Source organism: Thalassolituus hydrocarboniclasticus (genome assembly GCF_025345565.1).
Classification (GTDB): domain Bacteria; phylum Pseudomonadota; class Gammaproteobacteria; order Pseudomonadales; family Oceanobacteraceae; genus Venatoribacter; species Venatoribacter hydrocarboniclasticus.
Window position 1 is genome coordinate 2,856,498 of record NZ_CP054475.1, and the last position, 22,673, is coordinate 2,879,170.

Annotated in this window: 16 protein-coding genes; 2 read left to right on the plus strand and 14 right to left on the minus strand. The window is 51.6% G+C overall.

The window, feature by feature from the left end; genetic code table 11:
- The 7 genes from fliG to fliS all read right to left on the minus strand — a co-directional run bounded on the left by fliG (position 1) and on the right by fliS (position 8,219).
- On the minus strand, positions 1 to 1,035 hold the full coding sequence (fliG, locus tag HUF19_RS12815) for a flagellar motor switch protein FliG (RefSeq protein WP_260996980.1): 1,035 nt from the start codon (positions 1,033 to 1,035) through the stop codon (positions 1 to 3).
- Positions 1,025 to 2,713: a flagellar basal-body MS-ring/collar protein FliF gene (fliF, locus tag HUF19_RS12820; RefSeq protein ID WP_260996981.1), complete on the minus strand. Its 1,689-nt coding sequence runs from the start codon at positions 2,711 to 2,713 to the stop codon at positions 1,025 to 1,027. Before fliF ends, fliG begins: the two co-directional genes overlap by 11 nt.
- 15 nt (positions 2,714 to 2,728) lie before the next feature.
- Positions 2,729 to 3,127, minus strand: a complete 399-nt coding sequence (fliE, locus tag HUF19_RS12825; RefSeq protein ID WP_260996982.1) for a flagellar hook-basal body complex protein FliE — start codon at positions 3,125 to 3,127, stop codon at positions 2,729 to 2,731.
- A gap of 121 nt (positions 3,128 to 3,248) precedes the next feature.
- On the minus strand, positions 3,249 to 4,613 hold the full coding sequence (locus HUF19_RS12830; RefSeq protein ID WP_270049424.1) for a sigma-54-dependent transcriptional regulator: 1,365 nt from the start codon (positions 4,611 to 4,613) through the stop codon (positions 3,249 to 3,251).
- 24 nt (positions 4,614 to 4,637) lie between these two features.
- A complete protein-coding gene (locus HUF19_RS12835; RefSeq protein ID WP_260996984.1) occupies positions 4,638 to 5,783 on the minus strand; it encodes a sensor histidine kinase in 1,146 nt (381 codons plus the stop codon).
- Positions 5,784 to 6,043: 260 nt separating this feature from the next.
- Entirely contained in the window at positions 6,044 to 7,504 is a 1,461-nt protein-coding gene (locus HUF19_RS12840) for a sigma-54 dependent transcriptional regulator (RefSeq protein ID WP_260996985.1), read from the minus strand.
- A 250-nt stretch (positions 7,505 to 7,754) separates the two neighbouring features.
- Complete coding sequence (fliS, locus tag HUF19_RS12845) at positions 7,755 to 8,219, minus strand: flagellar export chaperone FliS (protein ID WP_260996986.1); 465 nt, start codon at positions 8,217 to 8,219, stop codon at positions 7,755 to 7,757.
- A gap of 255 nt (positions 8,220 to 8,474) precedes the next feature.
- On the opposite strand from fliS, the gene HUF19_RS12850 reads away from it, so the two are divergent.
- Positions 8,475 to 10,493, plus strand: a complete 2,019-nt coding sequence (locus HUF19_RS12850) for a class I SAM-dependent methyltransferase (RefSeq protein ID WP_260996987.1) — start codon at positions 8,475 to 8,477, stop codon at positions 10,491 to 10,493.
- 20 nt (positions 10,494 to 10,513) lie between these two features.
- On the opposite strand, the gene ung is transcribed toward HUF19_RS12850, so the two are convergent.
- The 3 genes from ung to prfB form a co-directional block, all read right to left on the minus strand.
- Complete coding sequence (gene ung / locus HUF19_RS12855; RefSeq protein ID WP_260996988.1) at positions 10,514 to 11,191, minus strand: uracil-DNA glycosylase; 678 nt, start codon at positions 11,189 to 11,191, stop codon at positions 10,514 to 10,516.
- A gap of 107 nt (positions 11,192 to 11,298) precedes the next feature.
- A complete protein-coding gene (gene lysS / locus HUF19_RS12860) occupies positions 11,299 to 12,831 on the minus strand; it encodes a lysine--tRNA ligase (RefSeq protein WP_260996989.1) in 1,533 nt (510 codons plus the stop codon).
- Between the two features lie 38 nt (positions 12,832 to 12,869).
- Positions 12,870 to 13,965 (minus strand): peptide chain release factor 2 gene (prfB, locus tag HUF19_RS12865; RefSeq protein WP_260996990.1). Its coding sequence is split into 2 segments (ribosomal slippage): positions 12,870 to 13,892 and positions 13,894 to 13,965, totalling 1,095 coding nucleotides; the frame shifts between segments, so codons are not numbered across the junction.
- A 321-nt stretch (positions 13,966 to 14,286) separates the two neighbouring features.
- Between prfB and HUF19_RS12870 the strand changes: the two genes are divergently transcribed.
- Positions 14,287 to 14,481: a (2Fe-2S)-binding protein gene (locus HUF19_RS12870; protein ID WP_145465811.1), complete on the plus strand. Its 195-nt coding sequence runs from the start codon at positions 14,287 to 14,289 to the stop codon at positions 14,479 to 14,481.
- Between the two features lie 78 nt (positions 14,482 to 14,559).
- Here the strand turns inward: HUF19_RS12870 and HUF19_RS12875 are convergent, their stop codons facing one another.
- The 4 genes from HUF19_RS12875 to HUF19_RS12890 all read right to left on the minus strand — a co-directional run bounded on the left by HUF19_RS12875 (position 14,560) and on the right by HUF19_RS12890 (position 22,577).
- The gene (locus tag HUF19_RS12875) at positions 14,560 to 14,997 is read right to left on the minus strand and encodes an ester cyclase (RefSeq protein ID WP_260996991.1); all 438 of its coding nucleotides are present in this window, start codon (positions 14,995 to 14,997) and stop codon (positions 14,560 to 14,562) included.
- A 169-nt stretch (positions 14,998 to 15,166) separates the two neighbouring features.
- Positions 15,167 to 19,117, minus strand: coding sequence for a flagellar filament capping protein FliD (fliD, locus tag HUF19_RS12880; RefSeq protein WP_260996992.1), 3,951 nt, complete (start codon positions 19,115 to 19,117; stop codon positions 15,167 to 15,169).
- Positions 19,118 to 19,254: 137 nt separating this feature from the next.
- Positions 19,255 to 19,638 (minus strand): flagellar protein FlaG, encoded by a 384-nt coding sequence (locus HUF19_RS12885; protein WP_260996993.1) that lies wholly within the window; start codon positions 19,636 to 19,638, stop codon positions 19,255 to 19,257.
- Between the two features lie 65 nt (positions 19,639 to 19,703).
- Positions 19,704 to 22,577, minus strand: a complete 2,874-nt coding sequence (locus HUF19_RS12890) for a flagellin N-terminal helical domain-containing protein (RefSeq protein WP_260996994.1) — start codon at positions 22,575 to 22,577, stop codon at positions 19,704 to 19,706.
- Positions 22,578 to 22,673 lie beyond the last annotated feature (96 nt).

Below are 22,673 nucleotides of genomic sequence, written 5' to 3' on the forward strand. Positions count from 1 at the left end.
TTACATCATGGCCTCACCGCCACCGCCCAGCACGATTTCGCCGGCATCGGCCAGACGACGGGCGATGGTGAGAATTTCTTTCTGTGCGCCTTCCACTTCGCTGACTTTGACCGGCCCTTTGGCCTCAAGGTCATCACGCAGCAGTTCGGCTGCACGTTTGGACATATTTTTGAAGATTTTTTCCTGTACCAGCGGGTCGGCGCCTTTCAGCGCAACCACCAACAGATCGGTAGAAACTTCGCGCATCAGAGCCTGAATACCGCGGTCGTCGACATCCACCAGATTGTCGAAAACGAACATAAGGTCCTGGATCTGAATACCCAGATCTTCGTCCACTTCCTTGATCTGTTCGAGCAGATCGCTGGCCATAGTACTGTCGACGAAGTTGACGATATTGGCCGCCACTTTGACACCACCAATACTGGTGGTCTGCGCGCCCGCTTTGCCGGAGAACTGACGCTCAAGAATATCGTTCAGTTCGTGCAGCGCTGCCGGCTGTACCGCTTCCAGTGCGGCGACACGCATGATGATATCGAGGCGGACTTTCTCATCAAAATTGGAGAGGATTTCCGCCGACTGATCGGCGTCCAGATACGAGACCACAATGGCCTGAATCTGCGGGTGCTCATGACGGATCAGGTCAGCCACCTGACGCGATTCCATCCATTTCAGCGAGTCCAGACCGGTGGTGTTACCGCCCAGCAGGATACGGTCGATGAGCGCACCGGCCTTATCATTCCCCAGCGCCTGAGTCAGCATGTTACGGATGTAATTATCCGAGCCCAGCCCCATACCGGTCTGACCGCTCACCGCTTCAAGGAACTCGGCCACAACCCCTTCGACCTGGGTCTGGTTAATATTATTCAGAGTCGCCATCGCGGTACCGACGCGCTGTACTTCTTTCGGCCCCATATGCTTCAGAATTTCGGCCGCATCTTTTTCGCCCAGACTCATCAGCAGTACGGCAGCACGCTCCAGCCGGCTGAGTTTGGTCAGGCCGCTATCAGCTTCCGCTGGTGTGTTCTCATTTGCCATGATCTTCGTTCACCCACTTGATTACGACCTGAGCTACCCGCGCCGGATCTTCGGCAATCAGCCCTTTCAGTGCATCCAGCTGGCGCTCAAAACTTTCTGACGCCCCCGGCAGCAGGAATTCATCCATACCCGCCAGGGTGACTTTGTCATCATCCAGACCGGCTTCAGCGTCCTCCAGCTCATCCAGCAGGATCGAAGCTTCGTCGCGTCCACGGTTGGCAATACTCTTGATAGTAGGCCTGATCACACCAAAGATCAGCACCAGAATAAACAGGCCGGCAAGAATTTGTTTCATGATTTCCCAGAACCATGGCTGGGTCCAGAAATCCGGATCACCCAGTTCAATTTCGCCTTTGCCCATAAAGGGTGAATTAATGACGTTGACGCTGTCGCCGCGGGAGGCATTAAAACCAACGGCATCTTTTACCAGTACTTCAAGACGCTGCAGGTCGTTATCCGTCCAGGGGGTATAAACCGTTTCGCCTTCGGCATTCACACTCGCGCGGTCATTCACCACCACAGCAACGGTCAGGCGGCGGATACGGCCAACCTGCTGTTGTTTATAACTCAGAGTGCGGTCAATTTCGTAATTACGGGTCGATTCAGAGCGGCGGTTAACCGCTGCACCAGCGCCTCCGGCACCACCATTAGCGACTTCCGGTGCATTGGCCGCAGCCGGCGGCTGATTGGACAAGGCTCCCGGAATTCCGCCGTTGGTTTTATCGGCATTTTCTTCGTTGAGTAACTGCTCGCTGCGCAGGGCAATTAAATCCGGGTTGTACAGTTCTTCACTTTGCTCCTGTACCGTGAAATCAACATCGGCCGAGACCTCTGCTTTATAGTTGTCGCTGCCCAGCACCGGCTTAAGAATATTATTCACCGCCTGGGTAATTGAGCTCTGAACTTTTTCGGTATATTCAAGCTGTTTGTGAGCCAGCATTTCGCCGCTCTGCTCTTCTATTTTTGACAGCAGATTACCCTGCTGATCAACCACCGACACATCGGCCCGATCCATTTCGCTGACACTGGATGCCACCAGATTAACAATGGCTTCCACCTGATCGCGGGATAAATCACGACCGGCATATAATTCAACAAAGACCGACGCCCGCGGCTTGCGCTGATCGCGAACAAACACCGATTGTTTTGGCAATGCCAGATGCACACGGGCATTACGCACCGATTTCACACTGGCAATAGTACGCGCCAGCTCACCTTCCAGGCCACGGCGATAACGGGCATTTTCAATAAACTGGCTGGTCCCCAGTGTGCTGTCTTTATCCAGCACTTCAAGACCAACGGTTTTATCGTCAATTAAGCTGGCGGCGGCCAGTTTCATTCTGGCTTCATGCAGATCCCCGGCCTGCACCATTAATATCTGGGTCGTGGGATCAATTTCGAAGGGGATACTTTCGCGCTGCAGTACCTCAATAATGTCCTGCGCATTATGATCCTGCAGACGATGAATCAACGGTTTATAGCTTGGTTCACGCGACCACATCAGAATGGCAATCGCCAAGGCAATCACCAGCGCGATACCGGCAATAACACCGATCTGACGAACAATAGAAAGACGATTAAAACCCGATAAAACCGGGTGACCAGCCTCTGCCGTTTCCTGCGCGGCAGGCGGAGAAACTTCCAGATCGTCGGTCGTTGATGCGGCTGCGTTATCCATAAGTCAGTACCAGAATTAAACCGGCATATTCATAACGTCTTTATAAGCTTCGACCAGTTTATTACGCACTTGGGTCATAGCCTGAAAAGAAACGCTGGATTTTTGCAGGGCAATCATCACTTCCGGTAAATCAACGGAAGGATCACCCTGCTCAAAACGGGTTGCCAGATTACCGGCAACTTTCTGATTGGCATTCACACTGTCGATGGCATTTTTAAACATGCTCTGAAAATCCGGTACGGTATTATCACCCCGTACTGCGGTTTCATTTTCGTTCAGCTTTGCCTGTCGAACCTGATTCAGTGTGGTTTGTGGATTGACTGACTGCGGTGCATTGGCATTCTGGCTGCGCAGCTGGTTTTTCACCTGCCGCATCTGCATCAGAACCGAATTAATATCTACGCGATCAACCATGTTGTTACCCTCAGCACTGCAATGATGGTCTGCCTGTTACTTCAGAAATTTGACGCTTTTAGTCACTTTTCTTACTCCTTTTACTGACACTGCAATAGCCTTGCCAGTTTATAAAGAAGAATCAGGAAACCAGCATGGCCTCGACATCCACACCTTCATCACGCAGTTTCGCCATTTTATAACGCAGGGTACGCGGGCTGATTCCCAGACGGTCAGCGGCTTCTTTGCGGCTTGGCTCTTCTTTCAAGGCGCGCACAATCAATTCCACCTCGCGGTGGCGCAGGTCACTCCCCAGCTCGCCATCATCCACGATCACTTCCGCCATTACAGGTGTTACTACACTGGTATTTTCCTGACGGTTTTTCGGCACCGGAGTCAGAATAAAATCATTGGCGAATAATTGCGGGCCGGTTTGCATAATTAACGCGCGCTGCATGGTGTTATCCAGCTCCCGGACGTTGCCCGGCCAGGGATGGGCCAGCAATTTCTGCTCAGCATCTGCCATCAGACGCGGTACAGGACGTTTCATTTTACGCGCATGGTGTGCCAGCAAGCGTCCGGCCAATGGCAGGATATCGTCTTTACGTTCACGCAATGGCAGCCACTGCAGCGGGAAAACACTCAGGCGGTAATATAAATCTTCGCGGAATTTTCCTTCGGCAACATAGTCGGCCAGTTCACGGTTGGTGGTGGCGACAATACGCACATCCAGATCGAGCACTTTTTTTCCGCCCAGACGCTCAACCTGACGCTCCTGTAATACACGCAATAATTTGGCCTGCAGACCAAGGTCCATTTCCGTGATTTCATCAAGCAATAAGGTGCCACCTTCTGCCTGCTCGAATTTACCCGGCATGGCGTTATAAGCACCGGTAAATGCACCTTTTTCATAACCGAACAGCATGGCTTCCAGCATGTTTTCCGGAATCGCGGCACAGTTAATAGCTATAAAAGGCTGGTGACGACGCCCTGACTGCTGGTGAATATATCGCGCCAGTACTTCTTTACCTGTGCCACTTTCACCGCTGATAAGCACGGTAGAATCGGTCTGCGCGACTCTCTGCGCCAGCTGGAATAACTGCTGCGATGCCAGCGCTTCACATACAGGTTCGGAGTCATCGGCCACCGGCGCATCGTTATTAAACGGACGCAGCAAAGCATCCAGCTCCTGCAATTCGAAGGGTTTCATTAAATAATCATTGGCCCCACGTTGCATGGCTTTAACTGCCTGGCCAACATCGCCATAGGCGGTCATCAGCACTACCGGCAGCCAGGGATGCTCCTGCTTAATGGTCTGCAGTAATTCCAGCCCGTCCATGCCCGGCATATTGATATCCGACAGAACCAGATCAAGATTCTGGCTGCGGACAATGGCAATCGCCTCGACACCATTCGGCGCTTCACACACCTCATGGCCTTTCAGCATCAGGGTATCAACAATAGCTTCGCGCAGACGCGGATCATCTTCCACTACCAATAAACGCATAATCATTTCCTCCGTTCTGACGGCTTAAACCGGCAAAATTAATTCCGCCGACACGCCACCGGCCGGACTGTCTGTTAATAAAAAGTCTGCCCGATGAGCACGGGCAACTGCCTGAACGACAGCCAGACCAAGACCTGTACCATTGGCTTTAGTGGTATAAAAAGGCTCCATGATTTTCTGTTTCTGCTCCGCACTCATACCCGGACCGTTATCCATTACCTGAATACGGACACGGCCTTCGCGGGTGGCACTGACCAGAATTTCCAGATGCACAGGGTTGCTGCTGGATTCCAGCGCGTTATTCACAAGGTTCATCAGCGAACTGATCAGTGCATCACGGTTACAGACAATACGGACATGCGGAATCTGATTGTCGATATGACAGGTCGCGGCAAAATTCGCCAGCGGCACCTCCATCGCTGCGGCCACACCCTGCATTAATTGTTCGAGGGTCACTTCATCATTTAATGGCGCTTCACCACGGGCAAAAATCAGCATGTCGCGCACCTGATTTTCCAGGTGACGCAAACGTTCCTGCAGTTTTCCGGCAAAGCGGATACGGGTATCTTCGGCGATCTGTTCACCGGCCAGATGTCCGGCGTACAACGTGGCTGCCGCCAGTGGTGTACGGATCTGATGGGCCAGCGATGCGACCATTTTGCCCATCGCTGACAAGCGTTCGTGCTGACTCAGCTGCGCCTGCAGGGCACGGGTTTCGGTCATATCGGTTAACAGAATTAATTGCCCCGGCTCATTGGCCATCGGGGCTGTACGCAGGTGTACACGGCGACCGTCAACCAGAGAAATTTCATGGCCATCATCGCGGCGCGGCTTAAAACATTTCTGAATTAACGTGCGCCAGCGCTGGCCACACAAAGATGCAGCTCCGGAAGCAGCTAACAGCAGCTCGTCTGCGGCCGGATTGCTCTGGCGGACATAACCGTTTTTATCCAACAGCAGAACGCCGGCCGGTAATAATTGCAGCAGACTTTCCAGGCGGTGCGCGAGCCGCTCTTTTTCCGCGAGCTCCTGCATACGCTGCGCCGAGACATTGGCTAACTCACCACTGAGCTGCTCAACTTTATTTTCCAGAAAACTGTAGGAGTCCGTCAGTTGCTGAGACATTTCACTGAACAGCACAAAGGCCTGGCGTAACTCTGCCTGATCCATATGTCCTGACGCTGGCGAAAGATGCTCTCTCACCTGACTCAACGCTGCATTTGCCATATCCACCTCAGTTGCTTGTCGAAAAACCGACAAAAAAACAGTCTGAACATGGGTTGAGCAATTAGCGTGCCGTTTTTTTAGCGCGATTCATAAAGAAAAGCGTCAATAAAATAAGAAGATTCGGAGGATGGGGGTACAGAAGGAAAGAGAAACGCCGCGCAAAGCGCGGCGTATCTGCGGACTATTCAAAAAAGAAGACACCTTCAGGCAAAATCTTTTTCTTTACGCTGCAGATTATATTTGCGCATTTTCTCGACCAAAGTCGTACGCCGGATATTTAATTTCTCAGCAGCACGGGCCACGATGCCGTTCGCATCATCCAGCGCCTGCTGAATTAATGAACACTCCAGATCCTGCAGATATTCACGTAAGTCCAGACCATTAACCGGCAGTAATGCGGGAGAGTCGATACCCGCCAGACGGCCATCATTCTGAGTTACATCGGCAATAACCGGCGCCGACAGGCTTTCGTCATTATCGTCCACATGACGGAATTTCTTCGGCAGTTCATTCACCCCTATCACGCCATAAGGATGCAGAATCGCCAGTCGCTCCACCAGATTGGCCAGTTCCCGCACGTTTCCATGCCAGTCATGGCGGCACAGCGACATAATAGCGGCAGAATTAAAGCGGATAGAACCACGCTTCTCATTTTCCAGGCGGGAGATCAGCTCATTCAGTAATAACGGCAGATCTTCGACGCGCTCCCGCAGGGAGGGCATATCAATCGGGAAAACATTGAGACGATAGTACAAGTCTTCCCGGAACGTACCGTCTTCAATCATCTGCTCAAGGTTTTTATGGGTCGCCGCAATGATGCGCACATTCGTCTCAATGGTTTTATTGCTGCCCACACGCTCGAACGTATGCTCCTGCAGAACACGCAGTATTTTCACCTGCATATTCAGCGGCATATCGCCGATTTCATCGAGAAACAACGTACCACCTTCAGCCATTTCGAAACGGCCGGGACGGCTGTTAATGGCTCCGGTAAAGGCACCTTTTTCATGTCCGAACAATTCGCTTTCGAGTAATTCGGCAGGAATAGCACCACAGTTCACCGGTACAAAAGGCTTGTTCCGGCGGTGGGAATGGTAATGCAGGTTGCGCGCAACCACTTCTTTACCGGTGCCGGATTCACCCTGAATCATCACGCTGACATCTTTATCGGCAACCTGCATAATCAGCTCACGAACATGCTGAACCTGACGACTGGTTCCGACCAGACTGCGGAAAAGCTGCACTTCACGGCGCTCTCCACGACTGCGGTTATGTGTGTATTGTTCGCGGTACACCTGACAGCGGTGCAGACTATCGAGCAGCTTGTTATAACTCGGTGGCATTTCCACATTAGCCAACAACGCACGGTGAATATGTTCTGGCATGCTATCGGGCAGTGAGCTGTCACCCATAAAAAGAATCGGAATTCCTTTATCCCAGCTCAGCAAACCTTCAATAACATCTTCCAGCGCAACAGAGTTGCTGTCACCAAGAAGGACGGCGCTGATTTCTGTACTGTCTTCAATTTTACCTTCCACCTCCCTGCGCCAGTCGGTGGTCTGAGCAACAATGGCCTCTTCGCCAAGAAAATCAAGAATGACTTTCATGTCGTGTCGCCGCTGCGCATCATCGTCTACCAGCAGTACTTTAATTTCTCTCCACATGGTGGTCAGCCTTTCCTTCCCAATGTGACTATCGGTCAATTCTTCTTTTTATAACGTCATAAGATTGACTGGAACTACGTAAGTTAAGTAGCAATCCACAAGCAAGTCAAACTTCTGACGTTAAATAATAATTTGTTGTTAAGCGCTCACGCCGGGGGCATTTATAGCTGAATGTGTCGTCAAAAGACAAGGCACAATCCGTCTATCCATGACAAATTGTGCCGGAATTCTGGAGGGAAATGATTAATTTTCAGACAGAAATATGACTTTCCAGACGGGCATCGCTGACAGCTGTAACAGAAGGCGATGATGCGCTGCCATTCAGACCTTGCAGATATTCCTGACGGATACCATCCCAGCCCTGTTTAACTTCCAGCAATAAACTCATGACCTCATCAATCATGGCCAGATCATTCTGACTGGTGGCTTCCAGCAGACGCCGGTTCATATAGTCGTAAAGACGGTCAAGGTTTTGCGACAACTCACCACCCGCCGAATGATCCAGACTGCCCTGCAATGTCTGGATAATTTCCATTACCCGTCCCAGCAGATTGGCCTTGGTGTCCATCTCTTTGCGTTCGATGGCTCCTTTCGCCTGTGACATACGCGTCAGCGCTGCCTCCATTAACAATTGAATCAGGCGATGAGGATCGGCATCCAACACCTCGGAAGTCACGTTTACCTGCTGATATTGCTGCGCACCGCTCTTATACATGTCACGTCTCCTGAATTCACAAAGGCCTGTTACCAGTATTACGGCCGTACGGAGAATTTCTTTAGCCTCTGATTTAACAGACGGCCATGCCCAGTATTCCATAAAAACGGCAAGACCTCGCCGGACGGCAACCTGTAACACCCCCGATTGCCGCTATAGATATTCTCAAAGTCCTTAGTATTCAATGAGTTAGGAAATGGCACGCATTGTGCTGATAGCCGGATTGTCAGTGCATTTTTTAATGAGGCTTCAATTATGGCTAGCGCACAACTACAGACCGTCGCCCGCAACGGTACAGGTGAATACCGCCACCTGTATGAACTGGCGAGCAAGCTGTACAGCGATGCGGTCGCACAGCAGGATGAACACCTGCTGCAGGAAGCCTGTGCGCTGGCAGAAGCAGCACAGCAGCTGCGCCCCGACAACCTTGCCGGATTAAATCTTCTTGCCCGGATTGAATTACAGCAGCACCATCTGGCGGCCGCGGAATACTGGGTAAACCGTGGTCTGGCACTTAAACCAGACAGCGCCAGCCTGCTGTACAGTGCAGGCCATATTGCGCTGAGCCAGCAACAGCTGGATAAAGCCGAGGATTATTTCACCCGCTCCAGCCGTATCTCACGGGTGGCCACTAAAGCAGCCAACTTTCTTGCCCACGTTAAATTATTACAGGGCGATTATGTTGAAGCATTCCGTCATTATCGTGAACTGGTCAAAACCCAGTCACGCGACAAACAGATCCGCAGTAAATTATTTGAATCCGCCTCACAGGTTATTGCAGATTTTTATTCGGAAGAGCTGGAACAGGATCTGTTACGCTACCTCGACTTTACTGATACCGATCACAGCCAGTTACGCAGCCTGACCACCTCACTGCTGAAACATAAATTACGGCTATCTGAAGCCGGATGTCCGCTTGAGCTGGAAACCATTGCCAGCGATAACCTGCTGTTAAAATCCCTGACCCGTTTTTATTTTTGCGACCCGCTGATTGAACGTCTGCTGCTGACGCTGAGAAAATCATTGTTATTATCCTGCAGCAGCAATCTTGCAATAAAAAAAGACCTGCTACCTCTGGTAACTTCGCTGGCGCACCAGTGTTCGCTGAATGAGTCCGTATGGTATACAACTACTCAGGAAGAAGCTCTGGTACAGCAGTTGGAAATGCTGTGCAGTAAAATGCTGAACATCGATGAATTACAGGCAACCGATATTTATCCGGCTATGCTGCTGGTGCAAATGTACAAGCCGCTAATTCATTGTGAGTTTTTTCAGGCACTGACTCAGAAGAAACTGCAATGGCCAAAAATGATGGATAGTCTGGTTCGTTCGGCAGTCACTGAACAGCAGAACCTGAGTCGCCTTCTTGATACCATTCCAACGATTGGCATCTGCGCCGACAGTACCTCAAAGAAAGTTCAGCAACAGTATAATCAGAATCCTTATCCACGCTGGACCGATATCGGTTACAGCCAGCCGGGCAATTATAAAACTGCGCTACAGTCTGCTTTTCCACAACATGAACTTCTGCCCCAAACAGACAATGGAACCCTGAACATTCTGGTAGCAGGCTGCGGCACAGGCCGCCATGCTATTCGCCTTGCGCAATATTTCACGCAGGTAAAAGTCAGCGCTCTGGACCTGAGCCATAGCGCACTGGCTTATGCCAAATATCAGGCGGAGAAACGCCACTGCCATAATATTCACTTTATGCAGGGTGATATTCTGCAACTTGATAATCTGCGTGAAACTTTTGACGTAATAGAGTGCTCAGGTGTTTTACATCATATGCACTCCCCCATCACCGGTCTGCGGGCATTAGCACAACAGCTGAAATCCGGCGGCGTAATCAAAATTGCGCTTTACAGTGCCACTGCGCGCCAGAAAATCAGTGAGCTGCGTAAACTCTGGGGAAATAAACTACCAGGGAAACCTGCAGAAATGCGTCTGATAAGGGAAGCTCTGCTGCAGGGGTCTATCGAAGGTGATTGGAAAGAGATCTATAATTCACCGGATTTTTACAGCCTGAGCGCCTGTCGTGATCTGCTGTTTCATGAGCAGGAGCATGTGTTTGATGTACTGGAATTAGAAGACTTTCTGGCCGGAGCCGGACTGGAATGGATTGGCATGTTGCCACCGCCCGACTCGCAGGAATTACTCAGCCTTACAGGTAAACACAGCAGCCGGATTAGCCCCGAAGAATGGCACACGCTGGAACAGAACAACCCGCAACTCTTTGCCGGCATGTACCAGTTTTATGCACGTAAGCCTTAATTTCTCTGCAGCAACAGGAATTACAGCTGCCACTGTATCGGTGCTTCACCACGGGAAATAAGGTAATCGTTAATACGTGAAAACTGGTGATTCCCGAAAAATCCGCGGTGCGCGGATAACGGTGAAGGATGCACCGACTTCAGCACCAGGTGTTTCTGCGGATCAATGACGGCACCTTTTTTCTGCGCATAACTGCCCCAGAGTACAAATACCAACCCTTCTCGCTGTTCATTCAGTGCACGGATAGCCGCATCGGTAAATTGCTCCCAGCCTTTGCCCTGATGTGATCCGGCATTGGCCTGTTCCACCGTCAGCGTTGCATTCAATAATAAAACGCCCTGATCAGCCCACGGGGTCAGATCACCACTGCCACTCATATGCAGACCAAGGTCACCTTCAATTTCTTTAAAAATATTCACCAGCGACGGTGGAATTTTTACCCCAGGCTGCACCGAAAAACTTAAACCATGAGCCTGCCCCGGACCGTGGTACGGGTCCTGACCAATAATCACCACACGCACCTGCTGAAAGGGCGTGTGATTAAAGGCATTAAAAATCTGCGGACCCGGTGGAAAAATAACCTTACCCGCCGCCTTCTCTGCCTTGAGAAATTCGCGCAGATTATGCATATAAGGCTGCTCCAGTTCAGAACCAAGCACTGCCTGCCAGGATGGATGTAATTCTCCGGCTTTTCCCATGATGAATATCCTTAAAAACTGTCTGTTAACTGTCCGGGTTGTCTGTGGCAACAGGCCCTAACAAAACAGGCAGCCGAAGCTGCCTGTTGTTATCGTCTGCTCAGCGCTTAATCCACCAGAGGCTTCATGTGCGGGAACAGAATAACGTCTTTAATGGTGTGGCTGTTGGTAAACAGCATCACCAGACGGTCGATACCAATACCTTCACCAGCAGTTGGTGGCAGACCGTATTCCAGCGCGCGCACGTAGTCTTCGTCGTAGTGCATCGCTTCATCATCGCCGGCGTCTTTTTCTTCAACCTGCTTACGGAAACGGGCAGCCTGATCTTCGGCATCATTAAGCTCAGAGAAGCCATTGGCCAGCTCACGCCCGCCGACAAAGAATTCAAAGCGGTCGGTCACAAACGGGTTGTCGTCATTGCGGCGCGCCAGTGGTGACACTTCCCACGGATATTCGGTAATAAAGGTCGGCTGATCCAGCTTCTCTTCGGCGGTGGCTTCAAAGATTTCACACACCAGCTTACCGGCACCCCAGCCTGCTTCTTTCGGCCCCAGATGAATACCCACGCTGCGGGCATACTCTTTCAGGGTTTCGATGTTGTTTTCAGCATCGCGCAGAACAGCCGCGTCCATTTCCGGATTATATTTGAGGATGGCATCGACCATGCTCATACGGGTAAATGGCTGGGCAAAGTCGTAGGTCGCATCGCCGTATTCCAGCGTAGTGGTACCCAGTACGCTTTCCGCCAGGAAGCGCAGCATGGCTTCCGTGGTATCCATCATATCGCGGTAATCGGCATAGGCCTGATAGAACTCGATCATGGTGAATTCAGGATTGTGACGGGTGCTCAGACCTTCGTTACGGAAGTTACGGTTAATCTCGAACACGCGGTCAAAACCGCCCACCACCAGACGCTTCAGGTACAGCTCCGGTGCAATGCGCAGGAACATATCGATGCCCAGTGCATTGTGGTGGGTTTCAAACGGCTTGGCCGATGCACCACCGGGAATAGTTTGCAGCATCGGGGTTTCCACTTCCATAAAGCCGCGCTGCGACAGGAAGTAACGGATACCTTCAATAATTTTTGAGCGGATCAGGAAGGTACGGCGGGTATCTTCGTTAATGATCAGGTCAACGTAGCGCTGACGGTATTTCATTTCCTGGTCGGCCAGACCGTGGAATTTATCCGGCAGCGGACGCAGTGCCTTGGTCAGGATGCGGAAGTTGCTGAGCTCGTCGATATCGACATACAGCTCGCCCTTGCCGGACAGGTGTAACGTACCGGAGCCGGCAACGATGTCACCCAGATCGAGCATCTGCCAGGCTTCGCTTTCTTTCTGCATGCCTTTGGCCATGTAAATCTGGATCGAGCCGGTGCTGTCCTGAATACCCACAAAAGGACCACCGCGACGCATCACACGTCCGGCAACAGCAACACGGATACCGGCAGCAGCCAGTTCTTCCTGACTCTTGCTGCCGTGTTCGGCTTTCAGTTCACCGGCCAGATGTTCACGACGGAAATCGTTCGGGTGAGCATTTGATTTACAGTTGCTGCGCAGCTGTTCAAGCTTGGCACGGCGCTCGGCGATCAGTTTGTTCTCATCCTGAGCTGGCTGCTCGGTCACTTTGTTGTCTGTCATGGTGTTACCCTAAAAATTAGATGATACGAAGCGTGTGGTTACAGGCCTTTTTTCAGGCTGGCTTCGATAAACTGGTCAAGATCGCCGTCCAGTACCGCCTGGGTATTACGGGTTTCAACCCCGGTACGCAGGTCTTTGATACGGGCATCGTCAAGCACGTAAGAACGGATCTGGCTGCCCCAGCCGATATCCGACTTGGTATCTTCCAGCGCCTGAGCCTCAGCATTACGCTTCTGCATTTCCAGCTCATACAGCTTGGCTTTCAGCTGCTTCATCGCCTGGTCTTTGTTCTTGTGCTGCGAACGGTCATTCTGGCACTGAGTCACGATACCGGACGGCATGTGGGTAATACGCACCGCCGATTCGGTCCGGTTAACGTGCTGACCACCGGCACCGGAGGCGCGGTAAACGTCGATACGCAGGTCGGCCGGGTTAATCTCGATATCGATATTGTCGTCCACTTCCGGCGATACGAACACCGATGAGAATGACGTATGGCGACGGTTGCCGGAGTCAAACGGGCTCTTACGTACCAGACGGTGTACACCGGTTTCGGTACGTAACCAGCCATAGGCATATTCACCCTCGACGCGGATAGTAGCGCCTTTGATGCCCGCGACTTCGCCTTCAGACACTTCCATCAGCTCGCCTTTGAAGCCATGCGCTTCGATCCAGCGCAGGTACATACGCAGCATCATGTTCGCCCAGTCCTGGGCTTCAGTGCCGCCGGAGCCGGACTGGATTTCAACGTAGCAGTTGTTCGGGTCCAGTTCGCCGGAGAACATACGGCGGAATTCCAGCACTTCCAGTTCTTTCTGCAGGGCAGCCAGTTCGGCGCGGATATCTTCTACCGAGTTTTCGTCTTCTTCCTCAACGGCCATGTCCAGCAGGTCACGGGCGTCACTCAGGCCGGTATCCAGGGTATCAATGGTTTTGACCACATTTTCCAGAGCAGAGCGTTCTTTGCCCAGCTCCTGCGCGCGTTCCGGGTTATCCCAGACGTCGCCCTGTGACAGTTCCTGTTCTACTTCTTCCAGACGCTCAAGCTTGTTGGCGTAGTCAAAGATACCCCCTAAGCACGTCGGTGCGCGCTGTCAGGTCTTTGATGGTTTCGAGGATCGGATTAATTTCCAATGTAATACCCTGTTGTCATCCGGCAGACAGGCCGGTCGGAGTCAGTACGGCCAGCACTCAGGGCGCTGACGACAAAAAAGAGGCAGCATTTTACAGAAGTCAGGCGCCGGATGCGAGTGTGTTTCGGGGGGAGTCAGCGCAGCAAGACGGCTCAGCCGGGGCCTGAAGAACACAGCGGCTACAGGCAATGATTGACCATCCCGCTGTGGATGTTGCCACCGTTTATGGAACAGACAGGAAATATACAATAAGGCTATTGCAAATCCTTCGCATTAAGATTACATTGCAAATCAAACTGATTCGCATCCGGATTTGATTACCATGTACGTATGTTTGTGCAAAGCCGTTACCCAACAACAGATTGAGCAGGCCGTCGAGCAAGGCGACAGCTACGCCCAGATCCGTCAGAAGCTGGGTGTTGGTACTGACTGCGGCTGCTGTGGCCAGAGCGCCAAGCAGATGATCCGTGAGCATACATCCCGCCTGCCGCCCTGCGAGTTCGCAGTAGCCAGCTGAGAAAACTGACATTCAGATGCAAAAAAAGAGCGCCCTGGGCGCTCTTTTTTATTGGCTGACAAGGACAACACTGAGCCTTTATCCGGCTGCCCGTACCGGACCATTTCCCCAGTCCTGAGCCATCTGACGCTGCAGCCCGGCCAGATCGACCAGTGTATTCTGGCTGCAGACTCTGCCCCGGCGGATTTCCCAGGTAGACACTGCGCTGAAGCTAATCACTTTATTATTGGGAGGAAAACCGAACAGGGGTTTCTGAAAGGAGCCGCTGAATGTCGATATCGTTATAACGCGATCATCTTCAGCCATGATGTCTTCAACCGACACATCAAGATCGGCAATCGAAGTGCGGATTTGTTTGACGTATTCAACGAAGGTATCAATGTCTTTAAAACCTTCGGCAAAGGTCGTGTGGTAAACAAAATCGGGAGTCGCAATCTGACGCAGCAAATTGAAACGGCCGGTATTCCAGGACAGATTAATAAAGTGTTCGACGAGTTGTTTGTTGCGCTCTGACATGGCGGATCCTTGCCTTACACAGTGAACATTCCTTTAAACAAGCCACTGTCAGCCTGCTTATCTATGTCTCGGACATTCTGGGTCACAGTGACGTAATTTTCCACTCTAATATTTTGTAAGATATCTCGCACAACAATGCGCGATCACCCCGCTATGGAGTGATCACGGTTTATTTCTTGGAGTTATTCATTGCTTCAAACTGCTGCTTCACATAATCCAGAGTAGTATTAAGAGTGGAAATAATGGAGTCGTTGTACAGGAACTGGGCTTTAAGCCGCGCCTCCTGCGCAGAAATCCGCGCTTCCATACGGCTGCGATCTTCATCAACCGCTTCCAGTTCATCATCCAGCCCCGACTGTTTAACCCCGATGACACTCTTCTGGCCATTAAGGAAACTGTCCATAATATCTTTCAGTTGATCGCCGAAGCCGGTGATATAGGTCACACTGCCACGCTCGCCGACATTGCCACCGGTCACTTTCAGACGCAGACCGGAAGCATCATCGATCGTACCCACCTGGTCTTTACCCGGCTCGCCATCACCCGCGCCCCGGACAAAACCAAAAACAGCAGCGGCTTCATTGGAAAAATCCATTATTTCAACAGACGATGACGCACCGGTTGAAGCAGAAATAATGCCGAATTTATTATTGGCAAAGGATGCAGGGTCATCTGTAAATTCTACTTTTACAGCAATACTTTCATCTTTAAATGCTGCGGTATCATTAATCGCCTGCTGCAGTGCCTGAGCCAGAGTTGCACCACTGTTGTAGGTCGCAGGCTGATTTAATGTTACTTCGGCTTCAACACCATCGATCTTAATTTTAAAGGTGTTATTGGTTGCATCGATATTCACCGGGGTCGAAAAGTCCGCCGCTTCATTACCGATGTAATAGCCATTACTGGCTTTCACATTACCATCTACCGCTCGCAGGAACTGGCCGCTACCCGTTGCTTCAATACCGTTGATGGTACCGGCAACGTCTTTGCCTTTAGCCGTTGATGGCGAGTACTGACTGACATCCTGCAGGCCGAGGAAAGCGATGGATGAGCTGTCCAGTCCGGTAAAACCAACAGCTGTGCCCTGACCACCAATGGTGATATTCAGGGAGCCCAGATCTGATTCCGGATCGTAAACATAATCAACCACGGCATCCAGATCGTAGCCAAAGGTTCTGGAGGTGTCGGTCAGGCCGAGTCCGTCGTAACCATTACTGACGGTTTCAGCCGCAAGGCCCAGCGAGCTTAGCGCTGTACCGCCAAGGTTTTTAATTTCCAGAGCGGCACCGGAGCCAAAGGTCGCAGCGGTTTTAACACCGTCTTTACTCTGGGTTTCAAAGTACAGCTGACCGCTGTCATCAACGCGGGCTTTCACATCTCCGGCAGCAAATTGCCCGGTCGCAGCCAGTGCCGTATCCAGCGCCTGCTGAATAACAATCAGATTAGAATCGGCATTATTACTGCCCGTTGTGCCATCACCGCTTACATCCACATTGATGTCGACGCCATCCAGTGTCAGGGTGAAGGTTGCATTCTGCCCGCCACTGAAATCAATACCGGCAGAAATATCGGCAAAACTGCTGCTTTGTGCACCACGGCCGTCGCTGACAACTTCAATATATTCTTCGTGTCCGGTTGCTACCGTAGTTAATTTCAACCCGGTTCCGTCCAGACTGGCGCTGACCACACCTGCACCAAAAGCATTATCCAGGGCGGTCTGAATATCGACGATGTTGTCACCGGAGTCGCTGTTCACCAGCACATCTTTTTCCACACCCGACACATTCAGGCGGAAGCCGGCATTAGTCGCCGAAAAATCAATGTTGGTGCTGATATCACGGGTTGCCGTTGCAGTTTCCGCGCCTTTAACCGCACCGGCAAAATTAGCATCAGCGGCCAGCGTAATATTTAACTGATTCTGAATCTCTGCCGCTAACGCATCGCCTGTTGCATAAGTACCGGCCGGAACAGATACCTTGGTGGCACTTTCGATACCATCGACCTGTACGTTAAATTCTACCGGTGAGCCAAAGGTCAGCCCCGGATCTTTACCGTTAGTCTGTACGCCCTGAGTACCATTAAGGCCCAGCTGCACATCCGAAGTATTAGTGCCAACCGCAGTCAGCTCAATACTGCGCGCCGTGCCTTCGGCCACGGTTTCAAAAATCAGATAGCCGTTGTCATCAAAGGACGCCGTTACCTGGCCATTCAGTGCGGTTGCATCAATAGCAGTCTGGATAGCCTGCAGGGTATCTTTCCTGTCACCAAATACCCCATCACCATTCAGATCCTGGCCATTGGCATTCTGATTAACCACAACAGCTACCGGACCATTACCATCAACGTCGAGAGAAAAGCTCGCGTTACTGACCGAAAAATTGATTCCGGTACTGGCAGAAACTGAGGTATTACCAATCTGAGTAGTCGCACCTTTACCATTAAAAGCTTCGGCATTCAGCGTGGTCAGCTCGACGCCTTGATAGGTACCCTGACCAAGCTTATTAAAGCCCAGCGTGTTGGCCAGATTAGGATCGACAGCCGCAAAATACACCTGTGACTCGGAGCCGTATTTGTTTGAGGTAATGGAAAAGTTTTTATCCGTAGCACTGTAATCAACCGAAACACTGTGCCCATATTTAGACAGGGTTTCACTGCTGTTAATCTGCAGCGCCAATTGCTTGGCCAGATCCTCACCAGAGCTGTAACTGCCATGGGTCAGCTCAATACTGGCGGTCTGACCATTTACGTTAATACGGAAATTATCGTTGCTTTCATCAATCACAACCGGCGAAGAAAAATCCAGCGAAGACAGTGATCCACCAACGTATTTAGCCTGACTCGCTAATTGAGTAATATTGACGTCATAGGTGCCCGGCTTGGTATTAATCGAGTCGTTGACATAAGTAATCTGGCTGTCGGTGGTGGTACCGGATTTAGCCAGCAGGCCCACAATAGACGCCCGGTCTTCTGTCATCGCTTTTTTGAATTTGGCCGTATTAAAATCCAGCTGGTAGTCATTATCCCGGTTGGTATCAACCCCCAGCTCGGTCAGTGAGCGGTATTTACCGGTTAAGCCAACGATAGGTTCGCTGATCATCGCGCGGATCTGCGACATCATCGTACGGATGGTAGAGTCACCCAGTAACAGGCCCGCCTGTTGCTTGTCCACGTCATAACCGGACAGATCATCAACAAAGGTTTTCAGCTCATTATAGGCATCGACAAAACCCTGAATACTTTCCGACAGTTTGTCGGTATCGGCACTGACTGTAACGCTGATGTTTTTACCGACATCGGCATTTTTAAGATTAAGGGTCACCCCTTTAATCACTTCATCTACGGAGTTACTGCTGCGGGTGATGGTCAGGCCGTTAACATTCAGCTGCGCGTCTTCGCCGCGGCTGGTCTGGCTCATATTGGCGGCAGTATTCTGGTTTTCATTAAAGGCCAGTGCACCCAGCCCGCCACTGAGCATCGCGCCGGACTCGTCCAGCGCGACAATACGCATGGCATTTTCAGCCCCGGTTTCTTCCGAGGTCATCAGCAGACGATAGCCGCTGCCATCGTTGATGATACTGGCGGTTACACCCATATCGGCATTATTGATCGCGTCGCGGATACCGCTGAGGGTGCGGTTGGAGTCGTCGATAGTAATGGTTTTGCCGAGACGATCCGGATTCAGGTCTTGGCTGACAAAATTGCCGCCGGCGCCATAGGTGATATCACCAAAGGTAAATACCAGTTTTCCGATACCAATAATTTCGTCAAAGCTGCTGTAGGTTTGTGTTGCCAGGGAATGGGATTTAGCCGTGTTCAGCACTTCGACATTATAGGTGCCCGGCTCGGACAGGCTGGAGGTTGTTGCGGTCAGAATATCTTCATCAGACGACGTCGCCGTGGTTGAGCTTACCAGACTCGGGCTGGACAAATTGTTAGCCGCAGACTGTACCTTCGCCATCATCGACTGAATTTCACCATAGGCGGTGATTTTGGCTTCCACCAGCTGCTGACGGCTATCCAGACGCAGCGATGTTGCCTCTTTCTCTGCACTGATGATTTTTTCCACCAGATCCGTAGTCAGAACTCCTGACCCTAATCCCAGTGATTCTATCGACGCCATACCTGTTCCCCCGTGTTACCGAACCATCCGGTCTGTATCAAGCTTAGATGGCCCTGAAACAAAAAACCCTGTACTGGCTTTATCGGCCAATGCAGGGTTTTCTGAAGGGTTGTTTACCTAACCCATACACTGATCACCTAAACTTGCGCGCTGAACAATAAAGATGGTTCCTCATCATTCAATTTCTGCGCCAGTTCCAGAGCCAGCTCACTGGGAATCTGTCGGATCAGTTCCGATGATGCCCGGTCATAGACGCGGATAATGGTTTTACCGCTATCTTCGTCCAGCTGGAAATCCAGTGTTCTTTCTGTTTGCTGTACATACTCATTGATACGGGAAATTGCTTCTCTGACCTGATCTTTATTCAGTTCCGCAACTTTCTCAGTTCCAACCGGCAATGACTTGCCGCTGTCGGAACCTGCAACCGGATCACTTGCCGCCTTGGCGTAAGCTTTTCTGCCGGCGGTAGCTGAGGGTGATACAGCTGTATGATCTACCACATTCAGTTTCAGCTCGTTCATAAGTCACCTCTCAGGTTCTTGGTTAAGCAGCCAGGGGAAGGCTGGCCTTCCCCATCAGTCCGCTATTATCCCAGAAGAGACAGAACCTGCTGACCGGCAGCGTTCGCCTGAGCCAGAACCGAGATACCTGCCTGTTGCAGTACCTGAGTACGGGACAGCTCGGCGGTTTCAGCCGCGAAGTCCGCATCCTGAATCCGTGAGTTCGCGGAGTTCAGGTTCTCAGAGGTCACCTGCAGGTTGCTTACAGTAGAGCTCATACGGTTCTGGATCGCACCGAGGTCGGCACGCTGGCTGGCCACCTGGCCAATCGCGTTGTCGATCGCAGTGATCGCAGCAGTCGCACCTTCGAAGGTCGAAATATCGATCTCTGTCAGGAACTGACCGTTTTCGCCACCACCGTAAGTACCGGTGTTGAAGCCCAGAGCTTCAAGCTCGGTATTACCGTTGCTGCCGACGTTGACTTCAATTTCTTTCGCAGAAGTCAGTTTCACGGTTGAGTAAGTAGTTTCGTAAGTATCTGCTTCAACAGAAGACTTAGTACTTGTACCACCCTGACCGAAAGTCGCTTCACCGATACCCTCTACCGCAGCGTCCAGACCGAATACACGACCGATTGAAGATGAAGAACCAGACTTATCATCAATCGCGATCGAGATGTTACGGCCATCGGCAGCGGTCAGAGAGATAGACTCACCGTTATCGATTGCAGTCACACCGGTCTGACCTGAGCTCTGGTTAATCAGTGCGATCGCATCAGCACGGGACTTGGCATAATCGATGTTACCGCCGGAATCTGCCTGCAGAGTCACCGAACCAAGAGACACACCGTTGATGTAGATACCAGCCTGGTCACCATTCTCGAAGGCATTCGCCTCTGCCTGGGTCACAGCGGTACCACCAACAACTTCGGTTGGATTCACAGTCGCCTGCACACCAGTCTCATCCGATACTTCATTGATCGCGGCGGCGACAGCGATACCGGACAAGGTTTTGTTGGACGACAGGATACGGGAACCATCAGATGCGAACTCGGCACTGGCCTTATCTTCGCTGGTTTCTGCCGCTTTGATACTGACGCCGTTAATGGTCAGGTCACCATCTTTCAGACCATTCACACCATCATAAGCAGTGGTCACACTGGTGGTGCCCGATGCCAGTAACTGGCCGGCATCATCCGGATCAGACAGAGCAACAGTGACTTTGGTACCGTCGTCAGACTGGAAGGCCAGAGAACCCTGAACATAGTTATTGGTACCTGAAGCCTGGAAGGCTGCCGCAGCGTTAGTGCCCACCGCAACGTTACCAATCGCGCCTGAAGTATCGAACACCACCAGACCCGCAGAACCTGCTGTGGTTGTGGAGAAGTTCTTCACATCCAGAACCAGTTCACCGGAAGAGTTTACGGTAGCGCTTACATCCAGATTCTCAGCAGAGAAGTCACGGGCGTTGATCGCATCGGCAGCATTCTGCGCTGCAACGGTTGCGGTTGAACCCGCAGTGAAGCTGACCATAGAACCACTGGCACCGGTACCCAGCTCAATAGCAGTTGCGGTAGTGGCCATGGTGACAGTCAGTTTCACGCTTTCATAAGCGGTTACACCAGCCACATTGGAGATGGCTGCTGCCAGGTTGTTCACGAAACCACCACTGGCCATAGTACCGATGGAAGTAGCACCGTTAACGGTTACTTCATAGCCAATAGAAGTGGTGGTATCGAAACCGGATGCTGCTGCGCTGGCAACACTGACGAAGGTACCGGCAGGGGTTGCGTTCGAGGCAGAGATATCCTGAGTCTGGGCGTCACTGACCACACTGGCCTGACCTGACTCATAAGTACCTGCAACCAGACCAGCATTGGACAGGTCGCCGTTACCGGTACCGTTACCACCTTCGATCACGATTTCTTTTACGTCACCGTCAGCGATCAGGGTGAAACCACCTTCGTACACGCCGGTAGCAGCCAGACCAGTCTGAGCGGCACTCAGAGTACCCAGGTTGATGTCAACGTTACGGCCATCAGCGGCAACCAGCTGCACACCACCTTTATCGAAACCGGTATCAACCGCAACAACACCGGTCTGATCAGACACAGCGTTAATCGCTTCCAGTACCGAGGCACGGGTAGTAGAGCCATCGTTAGAGGTCTGAATATCAATGTTCACACCGTTCAGGCTGATGGTTCCGCTGGCAGCAGAAGCCGTCATTTCAGAACCGGAAACAGTGTTTTCATTCACCTGCGCAGACACACCGGTCTCTGCGGAGTGACGGTTTACGGCTGCCGCTTTGGAGATAGCGGAAGCATCCGCACCACTGGTGGAAGCAGAATCGTCTTCTGCACGGGAAGCGGTAATCGCCACACCGTTGATGATCAGGTCGCCGTTAGCCAGCGCGTTGTCAGTACCGATGGCACTGATACCGCTTTCTTTGCTGGAACCCAGCTTGCTGGCTGTCAGTTCGGCAATGGATACGTCCACTGTCTGACCAGCGTTAGCACCGATCTGGAAGGTTGCTTTGAAAGAACCGTCCAGCAGCTTACGGCCGTTGAAGTCGGTTTCATCAGCAGTACGTGAAATTTCAGCAACCAGCTGATCAACCTCAGCCTGAAGGGCTTCACGGTCAACGTCAGAGTTGGTGGCGTTAGCAGACTGTACCGCCAGTTCACGGATACGCTGCAGGTTGTCGTTCATAGAACCCAGCGCACCTTCAGCCGTCTGAGCCAGTGCGATACCGTCACCGGCGTTACGCACGGCCACATTCAGACCTTTGATCTGAGATGTGAAACGGGTAGAAATCGCCAGACCCGCGGCGTCATCTTTGGCACTGTTAATACGCAGACCAGAAGATAAACGTTGCAGAGCCTGTTGGTTGGCAGACTGGGATTTATCCAGATTGCGCTGCGCGTTAATAGAGGCAATGTTGGTATTAATAATTTGAGGCATGGTGTTTCTCCTGTACCTGCGTTACAGAGCCAGCGCTGTGCTGTAGTAGCAACGTTGCTGCACTCCCTCTGTCTTTGTCATACCTTTTAACGGCAC

What these genes read in the sequence shown, in the direction of transcription:
- HUF19_RS12850 (WP_260996987.1), top strand. Translation starts at nt 8,475, where the DNA reads ATGGCTAGCGCACAACTACAGACCGTCGCCCGCAACGGTACAGGTGAA.
- HUF19_RS12875 (WP_260996991.1), bottom strand. Translation starts at nt 14,997, where the DNA reads ATGTCAGAGCGCAACAAACAACTCGTCGAACACTTTATTAATCTGTCC.
- HUF19_RS12885 (WP_260996993.1), bottom strand. Translation starts at nt 19,638, where the DNA reads ATGAACGAGCTGAAACTGAATGTGGTAGATCATACAGCTGTATCACCC.
- fliS (WP_260996986.1), bottom strand. Translation starts at nt 8,219, where the DNA reads ATGTATAAGAGCGGTGCGCAGCAATATCAGCAGGTAAACGTGACTTCC.
- HUF19_RS12890 (WP_260996994.1), bottom strand. Translation starts at nt 22,577, where the DNA reads ATGCCTCAAATTATTAATACCAACATTGCCTCTATTAACGCGCAGCGC.
- ung (WP_260996988.1), bottom strand. Translation starts at nt 11,191, where the DNA reads ATGGGAAAAGCCGGAGAATTACATCCATCCTGGCAGGCAGTGCTTGGT.
- fliG (WP_260996980.1), bottom strand. Translation starts at nt 1,035, where the DNA reads ATGGCAAATGAGAACACACCAGCGGAAGCTGATAGCGGCCTGACCAAA.
- HUF19_RS12830 (WP_270049424.1), bottom strand. Translation starts at nt 4,613, where the DNA reads ATGCGTTTATTGGTAGTGGAAGATGATCCGCGTCTGCGCGAAGCTATT.
- fliF (WP_260996981.1), bottom strand. Translation starts at nt 2,713, where the DNA reads ATGGATAACGCAGCCGCATCAACGACCGACGATCTGGAAGTTTCTCCG.
- lysS (WP_260996989.1), bottom strand. Translation starts at nt 12,831, where the DNA reads ATGACAGACAACAAAGTGACCGAGCAGCCAGCTCAGGATGAGAACAAA.
- HUF19_RS12840 (WP_260996985.1), bottom strand. Translation starts at nt 7,504, where the DNA reads ATGTGGAGAGAAATTAAAGTACTGCTGGTAGACGATGATGCGCAGCGG.
- HUF19_RS12835 (WP_260996984.1), bottom strand. Translation starts at nt 5,783, where the DNA reads ATGGATCAGGCAGAGTTACGCCAGGCCTTTGTGCTGTTCAGTGAAATG.
- fliE (WP_260996982.1), bottom strand. Translation starts at nt 3,127, where the DNA reads ATGGTTGATCGCGTAGATATTAATTCGGTTCTGATGCAGATGCGGCAG.
- fliD (WP_260996992.1), bottom strand. Translation starts at nt 19,117, where the DNA reads ATGGCGTCGATAGAATCACTGGGATTAGGGTCAGGAGTTCTGACTACG.
- HUF19_RS12870 (WP_145465811.1), top strand. Translation starts at nt 14,287, where the DNA reads ATGTACGTATGTTTGTGCAAAGCCGTTACCCAACAACAGATTGAGCAG.